The organism is Pseudooceanicola algae, from assembly GCF_003590145.2.
Lineage (GTDB): Bacteria > Pseudomonadota > Alphaproteobacteria > Rhodobacterales > Rhodobacteraceae > Pseudooceanicola > Pseudooceanicola algae.
On the sequence record NZ_CP060438.1, the window covers coordinates 17,591 to 38,518 of the forward strand.

21 protein-coding genes are annotated in these 20,928 nt (G+C 65.5%); 9 read left to right on the plus strand and 12 right to left on the minus strand.

The features are described 5' to 3' along the window. Nucleotides 1–86 precede the first annotated feature (86 nt). The 4 genes from PSAL_RS18560 (at nucleotide 87) to PSAL_RS18575 (ending at nucleotide 4,579) form a co-directional block, all read left to right on the plus strand. A complete protein-coding gene (locus PSAL_RS18560) occupies nucleotides 87–1,376 on the plus strand; it encodes an NAD(P)/FAD-dependent oxidoreductase (RefSeq protein ID WP_119840884.1) in 1,290 nt (429 codons plus the stop codon). Nucleotides 1,377–1,459: 83 nt separating this feature from the next. After that, entirely contained in the window at nucleotides 1,460–2,461 is a 1,002-nt protein-coding gene (locus PSAL_RS18565) for a Bug family tripartite tricarboxylate transporter substrate binding protein (protein ID WP_231388716.1), read from the plus strand. A 130-nt stretch (nucleotides 2,462–2,591) separates the two neighbouring features. Next, nucleotides 2,592–3,065 carry a tripartite tricarboxylate transporter TctB family protein gene (locus tag PSAL_RS18570; protein WP_196222903.1) on the plus strand — a complete coding sequence of 158 codons (474 nt, stop codon included), beginning with the start codon at nucleotides 2,592–2,594 and terminating at the stop codon, nucleotides 3,063–3,065. Continuing rightward, entirely contained in the window at nucleotides 3,065–4,579 is a 1,515-nt protein-coding gene (locus tag PSAL_RS18575; protein ID WP_119840882.1) for a tripartite tricarboxylate transporter permease, read from the plus strand. Before PSAL_RS18570 ends, PSAL_RS18575 begins: the two co-directional genes overlap by 1 nt. 20 nt (nucleotides 4,580–4,599) lie before the next feature. Here the strand turns inward: PSAL_RS18575 and PSAL_RS18580 are convergent, their stop codons facing one another. The 5 genes from PSAL_RS18580 to PSAL_RS18600 are packed head-to-tail and all read right to left on the minus strand — an operon-like array spanning nucleotide 4,600 to nucleotide 10,216. Further along, nucleotides 4,600–6,204: a hydantoinase B/oxoprolinase family protein gene (locus PSAL_RS18580; protein ID WP_119840881.1), complete on the minus strand. Its 1,605-nt coding sequence runs from the start codon at nucleotides 6,202–6,204 to the stop codon at nucleotides 4,600–4,602. After that, on the minus strand, nucleotides 6,201–7,955 hold the full coding sequence (locus PSAL_RS18585; protein WP_119840880.1) for a hydantoinase/oxoprolinase N-terminal domain-containing protein: 1,755 nt from the start codon (nucleotides 7,953–7,955) through the stop codon (nucleotides 6,201–6,203). Before PSAL_RS18585 ends, PSAL_RS18580 begins: the two co-directional genes overlap by 4 nt. After that, nucleotides 7,952–8,524 carry an ureidoglycolate lyase gene (locus PSAL_RS18590; RefSeq protein WP_119840879.1) on the minus strand — a complete coding sequence of 191 codons (573 nt, stop codon included), beginning with the start codon at nucleotides 8,522–8,524 and terminating at the stop codon, nucleotides 7,952–7,954. Before PSAL_RS18590 ends, PSAL_RS18585 begins: the two co-directional genes overlap by 4 nt. A gap of 50 nt (nucleotides 8,525–8,574) precedes the next feature. After that, a complete protein-coding gene (locus PSAL_RS18595; RefSeq protein ID WP_119840878.1) occupies nucleotides 8,575–9,024 on the minus strand; it encodes a flavodoxin domain-containing protein in 450 nt (149 codons plus the stop codon). Nucleotides 9,025–9,028: 4 nt separating this feature from the next. After that, entirely contained in the window at nucleotides 9,029–10,216 is a 1,188-nt protein-coding gene (locus PSAL_RS18600; protein WP_119840877.1) for an FAD-dependent oxidoreductase, read from the minus strand. A gap of 244 nt (nucleotides 10,217–10,460) precedes the next feature. Here PSAL_RS18600 and PSAL_RS18605 point away from each other — a divergent pair, with 244 nt between their 5' ends. From PSAL_RS18605 to PSAL_RS18620, 4 genes are all read left to right on the plus strand, one after another. After that, complete coding sequence (locus PSAL_RS18605) at nucleotides 10,461–10,859, plus strand: Rieske 2Fe-2S domain-containing protein (RefSeq protein WP_119840876.1); 399 nt, start codon at nucleotides 10,461–10,463, stop codon at nucleotides 10,857–10,859. 45 nt (nucleotides 10,860–10,904) lie between these two features. Then, on the plus strand, nucleotides 10,905–12,134 hold the full coding sequence (locus PSAL_RS18610) for an aromatic ring-hydroxylating dioxygenase subunit alpha (RefSeq protein ID WP_119840875.1): 1,230 nt from the start codon (nucleotides 10,905–10,907) through the stop codon (nucleotides 12,132–12,134). Next, on the plus strand, nucleotides 12,131–12,622 hold the full coding sequence (locus tag PSAL_RS18615; RefSeq protein WP_119840874.1) for a hypothetical protein: 492 nt from the start codon (nucleotides 12,131–12,133) through the stop codon (nucleotides 12,620–12,622). Before PSAL_RS18610 ends, PSAL_RS18615 begins: the two co-directional genes overlap by 4 nt. A gap of 101 nt (nucleotides 12,623–12,723) precedes the next feature. Next, entirely contained in the window at nucleotides 12,724–13,224 is a 501-nt protein-coding gene (locus PSAL_RS18620; protein WP_119840873.1) for a GNAT family N-acetyltransferase, read from the plus strand. 43 nt (nucleotides 13,225–13,267) lie between these two features. Here PSAL_RS18620 and PSAL_RS18625 read toward each other — a convergent pair whose 3' ends face one another. The 5 genes from PSAL_RS18625 to PSAL_RS18645 all read right to left on the minus strand — a co-directional run bounded on the left by PSAL_RS18625 (nucleotide 13,268) and on the right by PSAL_RS18645 (nucleotide 18,046). After that, nucleotides 13,268–13,606 carry a 5-carboxymethyl-2-hydroxymuconate Delta-isomerase gene (locus PSAL_RS18625; RefSeq protein ID WP_119840872.1) on the minus strand — a complete coding sequence of 113 codons (339 nt, stop codon included), beginning with the start codon at nucleotides 13,604–13,606 and terminating at the stop codon, nucleotides 13,268–13,270. Nucleotides 13,607–13,608: 2 nt separating this feature from the next. Next, nucleotides 13,609–15,069, minus strand: coding sequence for a glutamine synthetase family protein (locus PSAL_RS18630; protein WP_119840871.1), 1,461 nt, complete (start codon nucleotides 15,067–15,069; stop codon nucleotides 13,609–13,611). Nucleotides 15,070–15,135: 66 nt separating this feature from the next. Next, the gene (locus tag PSAL_RS18635; RefSeq protein WP_119840870.1) at nucleotides 15,136–16,443 is read right to left on the minus strand and encodes a TRAP transporter large permease; all 1,308 of its coding nucleotides are present in this window, start codon (nucleotides 16,441–16,443) and stop codon (nucleotides 15,136–15,138) included. Beyond that, a complete protein-coding gene (locus tag PSAL_RS18640; protein ID WP_196222902.1) occupies nucleotides 16,443–16,958 on the minus strand; it encodes a TRAP transporter small permease in 516 nt (171 codons plus the stop codon). Before PSAL_RS18640 ends, PSAL_RS18635 begins: the two co-directional genes overlap by 1 nt. 77 nt (nucleotides 16,959–17,035) lie before the next feature. Next, the gene (locus PSAL_RS18645; protein WP_196222901.1) at nucleotides 17,036–18,046 is read right to left on the minus strand and encodes a TRAP transporter substrate-binding protein; all 1,011 of its coding nucleotides are present in this window, start codon (nucleotides 18,044–18,046) and stop codon (nucleotides 17,036–17,038) included. 211 nt (nucleotides 18,047–18,257) lie between these two features. Between PSAL_RS18645 and PSAL_RS18650 the strand changes: the two genes are divergently transcribed. Further along, nucleotides 18,258–19,022, plus strand: coding sequence for an IclR family transcriptional regulator domain-containing protein (locus PSAL_RS18650; RefSeq protein ID WP_147407678.1), 765 nt, complete (start codon nucleotides 18,258–18,260; stop codon nucleotides 19,020–19,022). A gap of 48 nt (nucleotides 19,023–19,070) precedes the next feature. Here PSAL_RS18650 and PSAL_RS18655 read toward each other — a convergent pair whose 3' ends face one another. Beyond that, nucleotides 19,071–19,652 (minus strand): DUF1190 domain-containing protein, encoded by a 582-nt coding sequence (locus tag PSAL_RS18655; RefSeq protein ID WP_119840866.1) that lies wholly within the window; start codon nucleotides 19,650–19,652, stop codon nucleotides 19,071–19,073. A 39-nt stretch (nucleotides 19,653–19,691) separates the two neighbouring features. After that, nucleotides 19,692–20,918 (minus strand): glutathionylspermidine synthase family protein, encoded by a 1,227-nt coding sequence (locus PSAL_RS18660; protein ID WP_119840865.1) that lies wholly within the window; start codon nucleotides 20,916–20,918, stop codon nucleotides 19,692–19,694. Nucleotides 20,919–20,928: the final 10 nt, after the last annotated feature.

Genomic DNA, 20,928 nt, shown 5'->3' on the forward strand with positions numbered 1-20,928 from the left:
GGATCAGTAAAACCATTTCATTTGTATTATTTCTGATCCACCCGGACAATCAACTGAAGACGAAATAACGACGAGACCGGAACAGCATGCATATCGCAATCATCGGAACGGGGATCGTTGGCGCCGCCACCGCAGGCTGGCTGCAACGCGACGGCCACAGGGTGACCTTCATCGACCCGAAAGAGGCCGGAGAGGCCTGTTCCTATGGCAATGCCGGATCGCTTTCGCCCAGTGCCGTCTTGCCCGTTGCCATGCCAGGCATGTGGAAAAAGGTCCCCAAGTGGTTGCTGGACCCGGAAGGGCCGCTGGTGATCCGCAGCCATTACCTGCCCCGTGTCCTGCCCTGGCTGATGCAGTTCCTGCGCCATGCCAACGAAGCCGAGGTGACGCGAATCGCCAGCGCCATGCGCGGCCTGCTGGCCCCGGTCTTTGATGCCTATACGCCGCTGCTGCAACGGGCCGGGGCGATGTCCCTGCTGCGCCAGAACGGCTGTCTCTATGTCTATTCATCGCGTGAAACGGCGCAAAAATGGGCTTGGGGGGCAAATCTGCGCCGCAGCCTCGGGGTCGAGATGCAGGAAGTCGAAGGCGAGGACCTGTTCGATCTGGAACCGGCGTTGCGCGGGTCCTTCGAATTCGGCCAGTTCGCCCCGGACAACGGATCGACGCCGGACCCTTCGGCGTTGGTCAAGGCGATCTACGGACAGGCGATCAAAGATGGGGCGGTGCATCTGCGCGCCAGCGCCATCGGTTTCCGCAAGACCGGCGGCCGCGTGGACGAGGTGCTGACCGACAGCGCCGGGGCCCTGGCCGTGGATGGCGTGGTCCTGGCGGCCGGTGCCTGGTCTGGTGTCCTGGCGCGACAGTTGGGCACCAGGGTCCCGCTGGAAAGCCAGCGCGGCTATCACGTGACGGTCACCGAGCCGGGCATTTCCCTGAGCCGCAATGTCATGGCCGTGGAACAGAACATCATGGTCAATCCCATGACGATGGGCCTGCGCCTTGCGGGGACGGTCGAACTGGCCGGGCTGAAGGCGCCGCCCAACTACGCCCGCGCCGAAGCCCTGCTGACGGTGGGCAAGAAGCTGTTTCCCGACATGAACCCCGATCCGCACGAGGTCTGGATGGGCCACCGCCCCTGCATGCCGGATTCGATGCCGGTGATCGGGCAGGCTCCGGGCATGGAAAACGCCTGGCTGGGCTTTGGCCATGGCCATGTGGGCATGTGCGGCGGGGCCACGACCGGGCGCGAACTGGCCAACCTGATCGGCAACCGCCCGCCCGAGATCGACCTGGCGCCCTTTGCCGCCGACCGGTTCAGCCGGTCCCCCCTTGCCACCAACCGGGTCAGCCGGTCGGGACGCAAAGCCGCCTGAGCGCGGTCCCAAGGGCCCCGTCGCCGGGTCCCCAACGAAATCAATAAGCCCCAAGGGGCATTCCAACAGACCGGAGAACCAAGATGACCAAGACGATGAAACGGCATTTCCTGAAAGGGCTGGGCGCCATGGCGCTGGCCCTGACCGCGGGCCTTGGCGCGACGACGGGCGCGCAGGCCGCCAATGGCGCCTTTCCCGACAAGCCGATCACGATTGTCGTGCCCTTCCCGCCGGGAGGCTCGACCGACCTTCTGGCCCGCAAGATCGGAGAGTCCATTTCCACCACGCTCGGTCAGCCTGTCGTGGTCGAGAACCGCGGCGGGGCCGGGGGCACCGTGGGCGCGAACTACGTCGCGAAATCCGATCCCGACGGCTACACGTTGTTGATGGGTGTGACCGGCTCCAACGCGATCAGCGCGGCGTTGCGCGATGACCTGCCCTATAACCCGGTCACCGATTTCGACCCGGTCAGCATCGTGATCTCGTCGCCGCTGGCGCTGGTGGTCAATGCCGACAGCGATTTCAACTCGGTCCAGGATGTGCTGGATTACACCGCAGCCAATCCCGACACCTTTACCCATGGCACGCCGGGCGTCGGCACCTCGATGCATATGGCCGGAGAATTGTTCGCGCTGGAATCCGGCAACAAGCTGGTGCACGTTCCCTATTCGGGCAGCGCCGCCGCCCTGCAGGATCTGCTGGGGGAACGCATCGACGCCATGTTCGGCGATATCCTGGTGACTTCTGAATACATCAGCGCGGGCCGTCTGCGGGCGCTTGGCGTGACCGGCGCGCAGGAACATTACCTGCTGGAAGGCGTGCCGACCATCGCCGAGGCAGGTCTGCCCGGCTATGCCGCCGTGTCCTGGCAGGGTCTTTTCGCCCCCGCCGGCACCCCCGAAGACGTGCTTGCCACGCTTTATGGCGCGGTCGAGGACGCCTTGCAGACCGATGACCTGCAGACCCTGTTCCGTGAACGCGGTTTCCTGGTCGAAGGCAAGGATCCTGCGACCTCCAAGGACTTCATCGCGACCGAAGTCGACAAGTGGACCGAAGTCGTGAATGTCGCGGGCCTGAAGCAGTAACACCTGCCGGCCGCGCAACGGCCTGTTTCCGAGACCAGGGTGCGGGCGGGTTCGCCTGCCCGCACCCTTCGGACCCCCGCGCAATGGGGGCCGCCGATTTACCGCAGCCACGCATCCTGGGATGGCAGCCTTGAACAGATACCTGATTTCTCACTTCCTGCCCGGTGCCGTCGTGGTCGCGACCGGGGTCGCCATCGCCCTGGTGTCCCTTGGCTATCCGATGGGCAACCTGTTGCGACCGGGCCCCGGTTTCTTTCCCATGGTCATCGCGGTGCTTCTGTCCCTGCTCGGGATTGGCGTGCTGGCAGAGGCCCGGGTCGCATATCGCGCCCGGTCTGCCGCGCCGGGTGACACAGAGGCCCAGCCCCCCTTTCCCTGGCGCCCGGTCCTGTGCACCTGCGCCGGCGTGCTGGTCTTTGCCCTGACGGTCGAGCGGATCGGCTTTGTCCCGGCCTCCTGCCTGCTGATCGCCATCACCGCCTTTGCCGAAACCGAACGCAGCTGGATACGCCTTGCGCTGGTTGCGCTGTTCATCGCGCTGTTCGGCAGCCTCGTCTTCATCTGGGGCCTCGGCCTGCCGCTAACTGCCTTCGGAGCCTCCTGATGGACATCCTGCACGGAATTGAGCTTGGGCTGCATACCGCCCTGACATGGCATGCGTTGCTCTACTGCCTGATCGGCGTCAGTGTCGGCACCTTTGTCGGGGTCCTGCCGGGGATCGGCGCGCTGGCCGCGATCTCGCTCGCGCTGCCGCTGACCTACTACCTTGACCCGACCGATGCGCTGATCATGCTGGCGGGGATCTTCTATGGCGCGCAATACGGTGGCTCGACCGCCTCGATCCTGCTGAACCTTCCGGGCACGGCCACCGCCGCCATCACCTGTCTGGACGGCTATCCGCTGGCGCAACAGGGCAAGGCGCCGCTGGCGATCTTCGTCACCGCCATCAACAGCTTTATCGGCTCGACCTTCGCGATCCTGCTGGTCATGGGCTTTGCCCCGCTGATCGCGGAATTCGCGCTGAGGTTCGGCGCCGAGGATTACTTTGCCGTCATCCTGCTGGGTCTTGTCGCGGCCTCGACCATGACACTCGGCTCGCCATTCAAGGCACTGGCGATGGTGGTTTTCGGGCTGGCGCTTGGCATGGTCGGCACGGATGTGAACACCGGGCAGTTCCGCTTTACCTTCGGGCTGTTCGAACTGGCCGACGGGTTCAGCATCGTGGCGCTGGCCATGGGCCTGTTCGGTGTCGCCGAGATCATCGCCAATATCGGCCAGCCCGCCGGCGTCCTGCAGACCGTCGGCAAGATCCGGTTCCGCGACATGCTGCCAAGCCGCAAGGAATGGAAGACCATCACCTGGCCCACCCTGCGCGGGTCGGCCATCGGGTCTTTCGTCGGCGCGCTGCCGGGCACCGGGCCGGGCATTGCCTCGTTGATGGCCTATGCGGTGGAAAAGCGGATCTCGAAACACCCCGAGACCTTCGGCAAGGGGGCGCTCGAAGGGATTTCCGCCCCCGAGGCGGCCAATAACGCCAGCGTGCAGGCGGCCTTCATCCCCACCCTGAGCCTCGGCATCCCCGGTGATGCGGTGGTGGCGGTGTTGATGGGGGCGATGATCCTGCATGGCATCACGCCGGGGCCGAACCTGATCAACGAACAGCCGCAGATGTTCTGGGGTCTGATCATGAGCTTCTGGGTCGGCAACCTGTTGCTTCTGGTGCTCAACATCCCGCTGATCGGCATGTGGGTCAGGCTGCTGTCGGTGCCCTATCGGCTGCTCTATCCCTGTGTGCTGATCTTCATCTGCCTCGGGGTCTATTCGGCCAACAACAACGTCTTCGACATCTTCGTGGTGCTCGGGTTCGGCATCCTCGGGTATCTGATGCGACGCACCGGGTTCCCGGCCACCCCGGTCCTGCTGGGCTTCATCCTCGGCCCGCTCCTGGAAGAGAACTTCCGCCGCGCGATGCTGTTGTCGAGGGGCGATCTGACGGTCTTCTTCACCAGCCCGATCAGCGCCGTCTTCATGGCGCTCAGCCTGCTGTTCATCGCCTCGGTCTTCATGCCCGGATTGCGCGCGCGTCTGACGCGGCGCGCTCCCAAGGCGTCCGAATAACCCGCGCAGGCCCCCGGCGGTTACCGGGGGCCTGCTGGCCGGGCCTGTTCCGGCGCGCGGGCCTCTGGCGGCGTGCCATAGCCGGCCCCGCCCGAACTTTCGATGATCAGCACATCGCCCTTGTTCAGCGTGATGGCCGAGCGCGCGGTCAGTTCCATTCTGGCACCATCGGCGCGGATCACGGTTGCGGCCGATCCCCTGGGCGACCCGCCGCCATGGGCGCCTTTGGCGACGCGGGCAAACCGTTCGCCCCGGATCGAGGCGGCAATCCCGTCGGTCAGCGCCTCGTAGGTCCGGATCACCCCGTCGCCGCCGCGAAAACGTCCCGGACCGCCGGATCCGGCCCGGCATCCGGCGGACAGCAGGCGCATGGGGACCAGCGATTCCAGCGATTCAGCCGAGATGTTCATGGCGTTGCCCACATCCGTCGAAATCCCCGGCGCGCCATCTGCATGGGGCGCGCCTCCGGCGCCGCCCGCGACGATCTCGGTCGACAGGAAGGGTATCCCCTGGGCGTCCTTGCCTGAAAAGGCGATGACATAGGACATGCCGGAATTGGCGGCCGGCATGCGGTCGGGATCGGCTTCGGCCAGAGCCTGCAGGACGGCCGAGGTAATGCAGCGCACCATGTTCATCCGCGCATTGACGGCGGCGGGCAGGGCGGCGTTGACGATGCTCTCCTCCGGCAGATCCAGCGTGATCCGCCGCAGGATGCCGCCGTTGCGCAGCGCGCTATCGCCCATGAGCGTCAGCAATCCGTAGAACACCGCCGACAGGGGCCCCGAACGCACGCAATTGACCGGCGCCTGCACCTGCGGTGAGGAGCCGTGGAAATCCGCAACCATGTGGCCGTCGCGGATCGCGATGGCAACATGGGCTTCGCAGGGGCCGAGATGTGCGACCGGGTCCAGCGCATCCATGCCGTGAAAGGGACCCGTGGGCAGGGCCTCCAGGCGGGCGGCAGTTTCCGCCTCGGCCCGGTCCAGCAGGGCGTCGAGCGCCTGAAGGAACGGCGCGGTGCCAAGATCCTGCGCAATCCGCCGCAGGCCATGGGCGGCACTGCGCCCGGCGGCCAGTTGGGTTTCCAGATCGCCCAGCACCACATCCGGCGCGCGCGAGGCAAAGCGGATCAGGTTGGCAAAATCCCGGCCGAAGCCATCCGTCTGCCCGGCCCGCATCGGCGGCAGGCGCAGGCCCTCGTGATAGATCTCGGTCGCATCGGGCGGCACGGATCCCGCGCGGGTGCCGCCGATGTCCTGATGGTGCAGCAGGCTGGCGGTCAGCGCGATCAGCATGTCGCCTGCAAAGACCGGCTGGACCACCGCGATATCGGGCAGGTGAGTACCGCCGGAAAACGGGTCGTTGGTGACAAAGACATCGCCGGGCTGCATCTGCTCTGCGGGGTATTCCCGCAGGATCGCGCCCACGGCCCCGGGCAGCGCGCCAAGCAGCAGCGGGATCGCCTCGGCCAGGGCCAGCAGTTCGCCCTTTGGCGTGAACAGCGCGCAGGAGGCATCCGCGCCTTCGCGCACCACGGGCGACACCGCGACGCGCAACAGGGTCTGCTGCATGCCCTCGGCCAGACCATCTAGGCGCAGTTGCAGGATGGAGAGGTCATCGTTCATGGCAGGCTCCGTTCCAGGATACAGGCGGTCTCGCTGCCGGTCAGGTGCCAGCCCTCGGGGCACCAGATCGCGCCCGCTTCGGTGGCGATCAACCCGGTGGTCGCCGTCGGCGACAGGGGCGCCATCGGTGGCACCGGCCCGAAGGTATCGCGCCGGACGGAGATCGAGAACAGATACCCCGGTCCCGGCGGCGCAATGCCGTATTCGGCGCGGAAGGCCGCCGCGAAAGCCTCTGCGATGCTCTGCCCGGAGGTGGGGCGGATGGTCAGCCGCAGGGGCATCGGGTGCATCTGCCGCCGGGCGGCCAGCATGAGGTCATAGGTCAGGTCTTCGCCGCTGCCCAGATCAGCCTCCAGTCCGTCCAGAAGCGGGTCGAGGGCCTCTGCCGGCAGGTCGTTCAGCGGTTGGTCGACGCGGGTCAGGACTTCCTTGCGGCGGGCAGCCTGCATCAGCCCGATTGCGCCGGAGGCGCCGGGCGCCCGCGGCAGAAGCACGCGGTCCAGACCCATGGACGCCGCGATATCCGCCGCCAGCAACGCCCCGGTGCCGCCCATGACGGCAAGGGCCGCGCGCCCGGGATCCATGTTGCGCCGCGTGGCGTAGCGGGTCAGGGCATGGGCCATCCGGTCGGCGGCGGCGGCCACCACGGCCTCGGGGGGGAAAGGTGCGGTCCAGGGGGTCGTCGCGGGCAACCGGCCAAGGGCGGCAAGCGCGTCGTCGAGGCGGGGGGCCTGCGGGGCCGTGGTGACAAAGGTCAGGCCCTCGGGCGTTTCCGCAACCCGCCGGGCGCCGCCAAGGGCAATGCTTTCGATATCGGTGCAAGCCTCGCGCAGGGGCACACCAGCCAGCAGGCCTGTCTCGGACAGACGGGGATCTCCGGCACGGGCAGTGGACAGATCGGCGCTGAGCGATCCGATATCCGCCGCGATCAGCGGGGCCTGGTCCGACAGCGCCGCGCCTGCACGGGCGGCGGCAGCGGGCGCACCGGCCAGCAGCACGGCGCGGTGCCGGGCCGCCGCTTGATCCGGCACCAGCACGCCGCGCCCGTCCCCGAACAGCAGTTCGCCGGCAAAGCCGCGTGCCTGAAGGGCGGCGCGCAGATCCCGCAGGGCAGCATCCATATGGGCGGCCAGCCAGGCGTCGGTCAGGGTCGAAACACTGCGCTCATATTCGCGGGGGCCGGGGTCGACCTGATGCGAAAGGCTGACGCTGAGGTCGGGCAGGGCTTCGGTCAGCGCTTTGGCAAGCTGCACTTCCTGCGCGGGGTTCACATGGGCGAACAGCAGGCAGATCGCGACGGACCGGATGCCGCGCGCGCGCAGGCTGGACAGCGCGGTCGCGATATCATCCGGATCAAGCGGGATCAGTTCCTGCCCTGCCGCATCGAGGCGCCCGCCGATTTCATGCACGTCCTGCGGATCGACCAGGAAGGTCGGCGCGGGGGATCGCGCGACGGGATCGTAAAGCGCGGCGCGGTTCTGTCGACCCAGCCGCAGGGTATCGCCGAAACCGCGTGTCGTCAGCAGCGCCACGGGCTCGGGCCTGCGCGCCAGCAGCGCGTTGAGCGGTGCGGTGGTGACAAGGCGCAGCTCGGCAAGGCGGGCCGGATCAAGCTCCATGGCTGCCAGTCCATCCATCAGGTCCCCGACCAGTTCCCCGGTCACGGGGCGCTTGAGGATCCGCAGCGCGGTATCATCCCAGGCTACGAGATCGGCGAAAGTGGCGCCGAGATCCACGGCAAGGCGGGTCATGCGCGGGTGTCCGTGCAATCCATGGCGTCGGGCCAGAGGATGGCCCAGGGGGCGGCCAGCGGGCGGAATTCGGTGTCGCGGGCGGCATCGCCGGTCTTCCACATCAGCGAGGCAAAGCAGGCGGCCCGGTCGAGCGCCACGATCCCGTGATGCCAGACGCCGGGCGCATAGGTCACCACGTCCTGCGGCCCGGCGACAAAGGCCAGCGGCGCGCCTTCGGGGCCATCGGGCCAGACGGCAACCAGCCAGCGGGCGGCGGTCATCGGGCTGAACATCTGCGCGGAATGCAGGTGCCGTTCGACGGTTCCCGCGATCAGGGGACCCTTTTCCTGCGCAACCTCGTAGAAGTCCAGTTTCGCCTCTGCCGCCTCGGGGAGATGGGCAAAGCCGGTGTCGCTTTTGCTGAGGCGGACATGACCGTCGCGGATCATCCTGACCGCGCCTAGGCCGGGGCGGGCGACATGACCGAAGGGGGCAAAGGACCCGGGCGTCAGGGGGCGGGCCCTGATCTGCCGGTCGGACGGGATCGGATCGGCTGGACCGGGGGCGGGTGCGCTGGTCTGGGTCATGGTGGGTCCTTCGATCCTATGGATTGTCTCGGGCGGCCGGGCTGTCGCGATCAGGTGGCGAGGCCGTCGATGATCGCGGTGACCCAGGGCAGGGCCACGTCTTCGGGCAGGTCCGCGCTGGCGGCGTCATGGACGGGGCGTTCATCCAGCGCACGGGCGCCCCGGGCGACCAGCAGTTCGGCCAGCTTCATCGAACCGAAGCCATAGGTCTCGGCATATTCGCTGTCGCCGAGGCCGAAGATGGCAAAGCGCACGTCCGAGAGGTCGGGCTGGCTGTCGGCGAGTTGCGCGGCAAAGGGCTTGGCCGAGGCCGGAAGCTCGCCCTCTCCGTACGAGGAACAGACGATGACGTTCAGCTCGGCGACCTTCAGGTCCTCGGGGCTGCTGTCGGCGAGATCGGCAAGAGAGGTCTCATGCTCGGCTTCAAGCCCGGTGGCGATATCCTCGGCCAGCATCTCGGCGTTGCCGGTTTCGGTTCCGAAAAAGATGGCGATCTTCATGGGGTCAGGCGTCCTCATGGGTTGCGGGATTAAGCAGCTCTTCCCGGCAGGTGATTTTCTGGCGGCAACGGTTGCCCGGCGCGGAGGAAAGCTCCAGCGCGTCGAGGCGTTGCCAGTGGTCAAAGTCGACGATGCTTTTGTGGGCGGCGAAGATCGCGCGCCCCGGTTTGGTGACATCGGGGGTGATGCGATCAAGGATTTCCACGGCCAGGGCCTGTGCTTCGTCCCGGCATTGGGGGATAGCCCCGACCGACCCGGTGCGGAACCAGCCCGCAGTGTAAAGGTTTCCGGGGGGCGCTGCATCCGCCTCTTGCAAGAGAGCGGCGCGATCAAGCGCCCCGTCGCAGACAAAGCCGATGGCCGAAATCACCGAACTGGCGCTGATCTGTTCGGGACCTGCCGGGGTTTCGACCGTCAGGCGCAAGGCCCCGTCGACCTGTTCCAGGGCAACCGGGCGGCTTTCAAAGCGGAAGTCGACCGGCAGCGGGCCGGAGGTGGCCGCAACGGCCGTGTTCAGCGCCTCTGCATCATCAGGAAACCGCAGGCGCAGGTCCACGCGCGACAGCTCGGCCAATTCCTTGATCATCACGGGCGAAAACCGCGCAGCCGAGGCGCGGGACCGGCCCACGACGGTGATCTGCCGGATCTCCTGCGCCGCAAGCCAGTCCGTGGGGGCGGGGCCAAGGTCGCTGCCGTGCAATTCGTCCGGTGTCTTCGCGAGCAGGCGCAGCACGTCGATGGCCACATTGCCCGTGCCGATGATGACGGGATGGGCGCCAAGCGAGGGTAGCGCGGCGGCGTCGGGGTGTTCATACAGGGCGCGGGTCAGCGCGCCGGAGCCGATGACGCCGGGCAGGCCGTCGCCCGGAATGCCCAGAGCCCGGTCCCCCGCCAGCCCTGTCGCCAGAACCACCACGTCATAAGCACGGCGCAGATCGGGCAGGGTGATGTGGTGGCCAAGGCGCAGGTTGCCGTGAAACCGGGCATTCTGACGGGTGAAAAGCCGGGCGAATTGGCGTGCGACGCCCTTGGTGCCCTGATGATCGGCTGCGACACCGTAGCGGACCAGACCGTAGGGCACCGGCTGGGCATCGATGATGTCGATCTCAAGATCGGGGGCACGTTTCAGCAGGGCCTGCGCGGTGTAGCAGCCCGAAGGCCCGGCGCCGACAATTGCAATTTTGGCACCCATGCGATCCCTCGTTCCTCTGCTGCCGCTCCGGCCCGCCGCCTGATGCCTTTTTGATCGCTTCGGCGCGTTTTCCCGAGCAATTCCTTGCCGTTGGGCAGGTCCGGCAGGTTGAGGGGATCATAGCCATTGACCGAGCGCAAAATCAATGAGAAGTTTGAATAAAGCGCAACTGGGCGATTATCGACCAAATACGATGCCCGATCCGGCAGCAAACGCCCCCGGACAGGCCGCAAAGGACAGACAGATGAGCCAATCGCCCCAAGCCGAGACCCCGACCACGGACTGGGTCAGGATCGCCCCCGCCGAGGCCCTCCAGGGGCCGCGCCCTGTCGCGCCGGTGACTGCCTTTGGTCAGAACCTGGTGCTGTTTCGCGATGAAGAAGGCGAGTTGGGGCTGATCGGGCGCTACTGTCCGCACCGGGGCGCCGACCTGTGCTATGGTCGCCATGAGAACAACGGCATCCGCTGTCCCTTCCACGGCTGGCATTTCAACCGCGCGGGCCAATGCACCGAACAACCGGCGGAGCCGGAGGATTCCACCATGTACAAGGCGATCAAGCTGCCCAGCTTTACGGTTGCCGAACATGAGGGAGAGATCCTGGCCTGGGCCGGCGAAGGCCCTCCGCCCCCCATCGCCGGCTAAGCTGCTGTCCCCTGTTTCCAAGCGTTCCCCCGAAGGAGCAATCCCATGATCACCCAGAAACTGAACGACCAGATCACCCGGATCGGCCCGGATGCCCCCGCAGGCGCCGTGCATCGGCACTACTGGCAGCCCGCCGCCCTGACGGATGAGCTGACCGCCGGGGATCTTATGCTGCCGGTCAACCTGCTTGGCGAACGCCTGGTGATGATGCGCGACGAGGCGGGTGCCCTTATCCTGAGGGCGCGCGAAGCCAGCGCCGGCGAGGCGCCGTCCCACCACCCCGCGCGCGCAGAGCTGCGCGTGATCGAAGGCGGGCCGGTCTATCCGGTGGTCGAGAAGAACGGCATCTGCTTTGCCTACATGGGTCCGGGCGAACCGCCCGCCTTCCCCAATTTCGACTGCTTCCGGGCACCCGACAGCCATGTCTTTGCCTTCAAGGGCCTTTGGGAATGCAACTGGTTGCAGGCGCTGGAGATCGGCATCGACCCCGGCCATGCCTCTTTCCTGCATCGCTTCCTGCAGGACGAGGACCCCGAGGACAGCTATGGCAAGCAGTTCCGCGACAAGGCCGCAAACACCGACATGCCGATGACACAGGTGCTGCGCGAATATCCCCGCCCGGATATCGAGGTGGACGAGACCGCCTTCGGCCTTAAAATCACCGCGCTGCGTCACATGGCCAACGACCTGACCCATGTGCGGGTGACCAATCAGATTTTCCCGTCGGCGATCTGCATCCCGATGTCGCGCGAGATGATCATCACCCAGTGGCATGTGCCGATCGATGACGAGAATTGCTATTGGTACACCATGTTCACCAGCTTCGACAAACCGGTGAACAAGGACCTGATGCGCGCACAGCGCCTGAAGGAACACCGCCTGCCGGATTACGCGCCGCTGAAGAACCAGTCGAACCACTACCATTTCGACCCGGAAGAACAGAAATCCCTGACCTATACGGGCATGGGCATGGACATCAACGTGCATGACCAATGGGCCGTTGAAAGCATGGGTGCCATCCAGGACCGGACCCGTGAACACCTGGGCCGGGGCGATGCAGCGATCATCCGCTACCGCCTGATGCTGCGCAAGGCGATCAAGGCGCTGGAAACCGGCAAGCCGGAGCGTCTGCCGATGCAGGACCGTCAGGAAACGCCCGCCATCGTGGGGCCGCTGTCCAATGATGCGATCGCGGACAGCGACGACTGGCTGGCCGCAAGCCTTGCCAGCGATATCGAGCGCCGCAAGGCCGCGCCCTGGAACGCCACGGTATGATTCCCGCCGGGCCTGGACAGGATGCGGAACCCTTTCACGACATCCTGGACGGCTATTTCACGCTGAAGGAATCGGTGCGCCAGCTCATGGCGCGCCACCAGTTGTCCTGGGCCTGGCTGGTGCTGCGGCATGCCCCGGTGATGGAGATCGCCGGGCTCGCCCCCGACGCGCCTGTGCCCATGCATCTGCGTGACGGATACGCGGGCCTGATCGACACGATGGTCCTGACGGTCTCCCGCACGGGCGGCCCGGACAGCGACGAGTATCTATTGGTGGGGTCCGGCGACTGGCGTTGGCTGGATACCCGCGACGACAGCGCCCTGCCAGCCGACATCCGGCTGGCCGAGCCTGCTTACCTGACGGGTTTCGGCCTGTCGGCCGAGCCCAATTCCAAGCCCAATGCCAAGCGCACCGAGGCGGAAGAAGTCCTGAGCGAACTGCCGGGCTTGCTGGCCGAGGCCGCCGATTTCCGCCCCTTCTGCGCCTGATGCCTGACCCCGAGAACGGCAGGACCCGTTGGGTCCCGCTCATGCCGCGACAGTTGACCTGTCACGAATAGGGCGTAGGCAGGGGCAAAAGGGGCCGGCCGATGACAGAGATTCCCACCCTGACAACCGATCGCCTGATCCTGCGGCCCATGTGGGCACAGGACTGGGACGGGTATCACCGCCTCATGACATCGACGCGGTCGGTCTACATGGGCGGCCCTTTTTCGCTTTCGACTGCATGGGGCATGTTCTGTGCCGATCATGCGCAGTGGAGCCTGTTCGGCTGCGGCGCCCTGATGATCGACAGTGCTGCCACCGGCACCTGCCTTGGGCAGGTCGGCATCAATGCGGGTCCCCTGTTCCCGGAGCATGAACTGGGCTGGTGCCTCTATCCGGACGCCGAAGGACAGGGTTTTGCCCGCGAGGCCGCCATCGCGCTGCGCACCTGGGCGCGTGATGTCAAAGGTCTTGCCACACTGGTCAGCTACATCGACCCCGACAACGCCAGATCCGTCAGACTGGCAGAGCGGCTCGGGGCGACGCTGGACCCAGGGGCGTTACGGCCTGACCCGTCGGATCTGGTCTACAGGCACTACGGCTAGGGCACCCCGGCTCAGATGCCCTGTCCGGTTGCCTCCAAGGGTGTCAGTCAATCAAAGACTTCTTGTAGCATTCGGGGTTCATGTCCCGAATGTCGGTGCTGATGCCCCCGACCTGCGGACAAAGGACACGCAGCGCGCCGGTCATTGCCTGCGCCAGTCCCAGCTTGGCCGCGTCCGTGCGCCCCGTCAGCATCGAAATCGTCACATGCATGAAGGACTTGCGGCCATCGCCCAGCAGGATCGCCTCGGCCGGCAACAAGCGCACCTTGATGTCATCGCGGTTCATCACGCCGCTGTCCGCCGCAGTATCGAGCGCGGTTTGCAGCAGGGCCTGCCTGTCCAGCGGGGTTTCGGTGAAATACTCGATCACGATATGGGGCATGGTCAGAAGATCCCGAAGTATTCAGTCTGTTCCCACTCGGTCACGATGCTGAGGTAGCGTTTCCATTCAGCCCGCTTGAGGAAGGACATGTAGTCGACGAAATCCTCGCCCAGCATCCGGCGATAAAGGTCGCCATCCTCGAAGGCCTCGATGGCGGCGATCAGGCTGGGGGGCAGGGCGGTGGCATCGTTGTCATAGGGGTTTTCCACCGGTGCGGGGGCGGTCAGCCCCTGTTCCAGCCCCGAGAGGCCCGACAGGATCTGCGAGGCGAAGTAGAAATAGGGGTTGGCGGCGGGTTCGGCCACGCGGTTCTCGACCCGGCTGGCCCCGTCGCCCGGCGCCATCAGGGCGCGCACCATGGCGCCCCGGTTGTCATAGCCCCATTCGATGCGGTCGGGGGCCAGTTGATAGGGCTGATAGCGTTTGTACCCGTTCACCGTCGGCGTGGTCAGCAGGCAGCTTTCCCGCGCGTGGGCCAGCAGCCCGGCGATCCAGGCGCTGGCTTCGGGTGTCGGTTCGCCGGCGGTTTCGGGGATGAAGACATTGCGCCCTGTGTCATCGACCAGCGATTGATGCAGGTGCCAGCCGCTGGAGGCGCTGTTGTCCTTCTTGGGGCGGCACATGAAGGTGGCGTGCAGGCCTTCGCGGGCGCAGACCTCTTTCACCATGGTGCGGAACATCACCATGTTGTCGGCGTGTTCCAGTGCCGAGGCGGGATCGAAGGTGAATTCGAACTGGCTCGGGCCCATCTCGACCTCGGTCGAGCGGACGGGCAGGCCAAGGGCCTGTGCATTGCGGCGCAGCAGGTCCATGACGGGTTCCAGACGGTCGTAGTTCGCCTCGGCCAGGTATTGATAGCCCTGGTCCAGCAGGGCGGTCGTCGGCGATTGCCCCGGCATCCCGGCCTGGTGATGGGCCAGGGGCTCTTCGAGGCGCTTGTAAACGTGGAATTCGACCTCCAGCCCGACGGTCAGCGACAGGCCCTTTTTCGCCAGTGCCGCCACGGCGCGGCGCAACAGGGGACGCGGCGCGAAGGGCAGGGATTGTCCGTCGCGGGTATAGGGGTCGCAGAACAGCCAGGCGGAATGGGGCGACCAGGGCAGGATGCGGAACGTATCGGGATCGGGCACCAGCAGCATGTCCCCGGCACCGGCCATGGATTTCAGCACGCCGGAGGACGCCCCGTCCCAGATCGGAAAGACCGTGCGGTTCGACGTATCCTTCAACAGAAGCGTACCCGGCAGGTTCAGCCCGGCGCGGAAGATCGACGCGAGGCTGTCGGCGGTCACGGTCTTGCCGCGCAACAGCCCGTGCTGATCCGCGAAGACCACCCGCACGGTTTCCAGGTCACTGCCCTCGATCCGTTCCAGCAGGTCGGCGGCGGCGGCCACGGCGCTGGCGCTCAGCAACTGCTCACGGGCCAGGCGGCCCTCGGCGATCCGGTCGTGATGTGAAGAGGTCATGCCTTGTAAGCCTTCCTGCCCGATGTACTTTTTCGCTGATGTGCTGCCCTGTGACAGATGCCCATCCTAGAGCCTGCCGGTCAACAGAAGCGAGATGACCGGGAATGCCAGCAGGATGCCCAGTCGGATGATGTCGGTGATGACGAAGGGGACGACCCCCTTCATGATGGTGCCGAGGGAGGTGCCCTGCGACGCGCTTTTCACCATGAACAGGTTCATGCCCACGGGGGGTGTGATCATGCCCAGCTCGACCGTCACCACCGCGATGACCCCGAACCAGATCGGGTCGAAGCCATTGGCGAGGATGACCGGGAAGAAGATCGGCACCGTCAGCAGGATCATCGCCAGGCTTTCCATGAAGCAGCCCAGGATGACGTAGAAGACCAGGATCACGATCAGCACCTGCCAGCTGCCGAAGCCGCTGCCGTTCAGGAAATCCACAAGCGCGCTGGACAGTTGCGAAGTCGACAGCACGAAGCCGAAGACCTCGGCCCCGATCAGGATCAGGAAGATCGACCCGCAGGTGACGATTGTCTCGACGAAGGCCGCGACGATTTCGGACCGGGGCACGCGGCGCCAGAGCGCGAAGATCAGCGACAGCGCAGCCCCGACGCCGCCGGCTTCGGTCGGGGTGAAGAAGTTGCCGTATAGCCCACCCATGACGAGGCCGAACAGCACGATGGCCGGGGCGAACAGGCGCAGCGTCTCGAACCGGCGGGGGGCGGGCACGTCCTGCGTCGCGAGCGTCGCAAGGGCGGGATCGGGTTTCCAGATCCGCGACATGATCAGGATCGTGATCGTGTAAAGCACGAAGGCCAGGATGCCGGGCAGGATACCGGCGAGGAACATGGTGCCCACCGATTGTTCGGTGATCAGCGCATAAAGCATCAGCGCGATCGACGGAGGGATCAGGATGCCGAGGGTGCCACCCGCCGCCAGCGATCCTGTCGCCAGACGGGGGTCGTAGCCGTGCTTTTCCATCTCGGGATAGGCGACGCGCGTCATTGTCGATGCGGTGGCCAGCGAGGACCCCGACACGGTCGAGAAGATGGCGCTGGCCGTCATTCCGGCCGCCGCCAGCCCGCCGGACCAGCCGCGCGTGATCTGCAGCGCCCCCCGGAACAGGTCCGTGGCGACCCCGGAACGCGAGATCAGGTTGCCCATCAGCAGGAACAGCGGGATCAGCGTGAAGGAGTAATTGGTGATGGTTTCGAAGGTCGCCGTCTTCAGCACGGCCAGGGCGGGCGCCATGCCGACGATGGCCGAAAACCCGACGAAACCGACGGTGATCATGGCCAGCCCGATAGGGGCGCCCAGCATCAGGATCACGAACATCGAGGCGATGCAGACATAGCCGATCATCAAGGGGGCCATCAGGAAATCTCTCCGTGTTCACCCTGGCTGGTCAGCATCTCGCGCAGGGCAACCACGACGAGCGCCAGGCTTTGCAGTGCAAAAAGCCCGTAGATCAGGAACATCGGCACGCGCAGGTCCTGGCTTTCTTCGCCACGGGCATAGGTGGCCAGCATGTCTTCGTAAAACAGCCAGCACAGCACCAGCGCCAGGGCCGTCAGCACCAGGAACCAGAAGCGCGCGACCAGCGCCTGTCCCTTCGAGGGGAGGCGGGTGACCAGAAAATCAACCGCGATCATGCCACGGGACAGCGAGGCGGTCAGCCCCGCAAGCGCCACAACCCCCAGCAGGTAGGACACCTGTTCGATGGCGCCGGGGATCATCAGGTTCAGGGCGGTGCCCGTCGCGTCAAAGATGATGCGGGCCAGCACGTTCAGCCCGACGACGCAGACCATGTAGAAAAGACATGCCGCCCCAAGGATCAGGCTTGCGCCCTCCATCACCTGTGCGATCCGCCGGATCATGGCTGTTATCATCGGCTTTTCCGTTCCTTGGAGCAGAGCGCAGAGACGGGCCGCCATCGGCAGCCCGTCCAAGGTCCCGATAGGCGGGATCAGTTCAGTTCGGTGACGCAGTCGCTGACATAGCCCTGAACGGCGGCATAGGTCTCGGTGCCGGGCAGGCCCATATCGTCAAGCTCGGCGATATAGGAATCAGAGGCAGCCTGAGCCGCTTCTTCCCAGACAGCGCGTTCTTCGTCGGACAGTTCGATCACGGTCGAGGTCTCGCGCAACTCGGCCAGCACCTTGGCGCCGGCTTCGTCATAGCCACGGCCTGCGGTGACCGCCCAGTCCATGCCGGAGTTGGCATCGATGGCCGCCTTGGCTTCGGGGGAAAGGCCTTCGTACTTGGCCTTGTTCATCGTGGTCACGAAGGCCAGCGCGTAGAAGCCGAACTCGGTGTGGTAATCCGACAGTTCCGCCAGGCGGAAGCTTTCGACGCTTTCCCAGGGCAGCATGTAGCCGTCGATGGCGCCACGTTGCAGGGCTTCGTAGGTGTTGGGGGCGGGCAGGCCGACAGGCTCTGCGCCGAGGTTCTCAAGCAGGGTGCCGACGACCTGCGTCGGGCGGCGCAGCTTCAGGCCCTTCATGTCCTCGAGGGTCTCGACGGGCTTGTCGCCGGTGTGCAGGTGGCCCGGATCATGGGTGTGGACGAACAACACGTGGGTTTCGTCGTATTCCGCGTCCAGTGCGCCGCTGTCATACAGCTTCTGGAAGGCGCAGGAGCCAACGGCGCCGGTGTCGAACAGGCCCGGCAGTTCCATGATCTGGCTCAGCGGGAAACGTCCGGCGGTATAGCCCTGGACGGTCCAGGCGATGTCGGCGATGCCCATCATGGCATTGTCGTAACCCGCCGGCGCCTTGCCGAGGGTCTGGGCCGGGAAGATCTGCACATCAAGGTCTTCGCCAGCGGCTTCTTCGACGGCGGCAGCCCAGTCTTCGAAGATGACCTGGTTCTGCCAGCTGTTGGCGGACATGAAATGTGCGTAACGCAGGGTTTCGGCCTGTGCGCCGGCGGTCAGGGCCAGGGCAAGCGTGCCGGAAGCGGCGATAGTTCTCAGCATAAGGTCGAGGTCTCCATGTTGGGATCGCAGCTGGCTTTGATTGTTCAGCGCTTGCTTTATGCTCCAGCCGTTCGATAATACACCATGTGGTTGATATTTCGACCTCCTGTCAAGTCCGACAAAGCTTGCGGGCGGTGGATTTCGTGGGCAATACGTTGGGACGGTTTTTTTATGCCTGATCCATGGGCGGCAAGGGACGAGGTCAGTTAACGTGCAGTCGGATATTCCCACCAAGGACATTTCCCTGACCTTCATGAAGGGGATGACGGTTCTGCGGGCGTTCGACGAGGAACACAGCCAGCTGACCCTTGCCGATATCGCCCGGCTGACCGGGATCGAACGCGCGGCGGTGCGGCGGCTTGTTCTGACGCTGGTTCATCTTGGCTATGTCAGGAAGGATGAAAACCGCTATTCGCTGACCCCGCGCGTATTGGTGCTGGGGTCGGGATTCCTGCGGGGAAACCACTTTGGCCGTCAGGTTCAGCCGCTGATGGAACTATGTGCCCAGGAATTGGGCTACAGCGTCGGCCTGGCCATGCGCGATGGCAATTCTGCCGTCTACGTCGCGCAATCCGCACAGCGCAACACGCGCTACACTTTCGGCTTTACCGTGGGCAGCCGCCTACCCGTGCTCAGCACCGCCATCGGACGGATGTTGCTGGCCTGGGGAAACGAGGAGTGGGCCCGCGAGATGATCGAGACCGCCCCCTTGGAGCGGTTCACCTCGGAAACCCTCACGGATCGGACCCGGATCGCGGAGGCGGTGCAGGCCACCCGCAACAGCGGCGTTTCGGTCGTCGCCGGAGAATTCGAAACCGGGGCGGTCGGGATCTCTGTTCCCGTGGGGGCCATGGGGTCCGCCGAGGCGGCCCTGGGCTTTTCCGAACCGACAAGCGAGATCCCGACCGGGGAGTATGCCCGCCTGACCGAGATCCTGCTGCGCTACGCCGCCGAGATCGCCAACGCCCTGCGCTGACGTTCAGGTGACGATCAGGCCCCTGACGATCGGGACCGCTGGCGCGCCTTAGCCGCCAAATCCCGACCTTGATCCACCCGCCGAACCGAAGCCCCCGCGCGACACGGCCGAGGCGGCTGTCATCGGGGCCTTGCCGATCGTCGAGGTGGGGCGCGTGAACTGCGAAGTGTTCAGCTTGGTCGAGCCCTGGTTGTTGGAAAACGTGCTGGACCGCGAGGCGTCCGTATAGCGCCCGTCCGGGGTCTTGTAGAGTGGCTGCGCGGCGGCCATGCCTGTCCGGCCGCCCAGCATGTTGCCCATCAGGTAGCCCGCCAGAAGCGGCATGAAGATGCTGCCGGACCCACCTTGTGTGGCGCTGGCTTCGGTGCCGCAGGCATCCACGCCATGCTGTTCCTGACAGACTTCCAGACTGTCGTAGCGGGGCGCGGATTCGACGTGCAGGGCCTCGGCCTCGGCAAAGGAGGTCTCGCATTCCTGGGGTGTGAACATGCCGCCACGGGCGGATTCGTCCAGACAGCTTTGCAGATCCGGGAAGGCGGAGGCGTCGACCTGTTCTTCGCGGCACCCGGCAAGGGTGAAGGCCGCGGCGCCGACAATCGCGATGGAAACCCGGCTTGAGCGTTTGGTCATGTCATTCGTCTTTCTGCCGAAGGGCGGTGCGCATGGGTGTCATGCCACGATATAGTGGGGTTTGAAGCGGGACAAATCCTGCGTGATGCGGGACCGGTCCTCGCGGATGCCGATGCCCGCACAGGCCTGGCCGACGACCCAGGCACCGACCACCGGGCGGAACCCGTCGTATTCGGGCAGCGGCGCATAGGCCTGGATGACGCGGGGGTGTTCGCTGTACTCGGTGTTCTTGGACTGCTCGATCACCTCGCCGGATTTCAGGATCGACACCGAAGCCCCTTCCCGCGACAGGATCGGCTTCAGCACATGCCCGGCAGTCAACCGTGACTCGGCGCGTCCGAAGGCCGCCGCGGTGTCGGCCGATGCCGCGCCGTTGCCCTGCAGGGCGTCTGCCACATCGGCCTCAAAGAAGGCAGGAAGCAGGTTGGGATGGCCTTCGAACATCTGCCAGAGCACCGGCAACAGGCCCTTGTTGGACAGCAGGGCCTTCCAGGCGGGTTCAAGGAACAGGCAGCCCGATCCGGTGATGTGGCCGGCATAATCGTCGCGCAACAGGTCTTCCCAGGGGTAGAGCTTGAACAGCACCGCGATCCGGCGGTCCTCGTCGTCCAGAAACTGGCCATCTGTGCTGAGCGCGATCTTGTCGATGTCGCAGTAATGCGCGCCCAGCCCGGCCTCGCGCGCGGCCCAGCCCATGGCCTCGACCGTGCCGTAATCTTCGGGGTTTCCGGCCACAGCGGTAAAGTGCAGGTCGCTTCCGGTCTCAAAGACTTCGCCGAACCGGGCCACAAGGGCTTCGTGAATGCCGTTGAACTGATCGGAGCCTTCGGGCAGCACGCCGGCGGCAATCTGGTCTTCCAACCATTGCCATTGGAACGCCGCGCTTTCGTAAAGCGAAGTCGGCGTATCGGCGTTGTATTCCAGCAGCTTGGCCGGGCCTTTTCCGTCATAGGCGAAATCGAAGCGGCCATAGATCTCGGGGTCGCCCTGTTTCCAGCTTTCGGCGACAAGATCCCGATGGGCTTCGGGGATCGCAAGGCGTTCCATCAGGCTTTCGCTGGCGATGATTTCGGCAACCGCCTCGCGGCACATGGCATGCAGTTCCGTTGCCGGGTCTTCCAGGTCGATCTCGATCTGGTCAAGCGTGAAGGCATAGGCCGAGGTTTCATCCCAATAGGGTTCGCCATGCATGTCGGCGAAGGAAAACCCGACGTCCCGGGCATGATCGCGCCACTGCGGCCGCTCGGGCAAGGTGATCTTTTGCACTTGGTTTCTC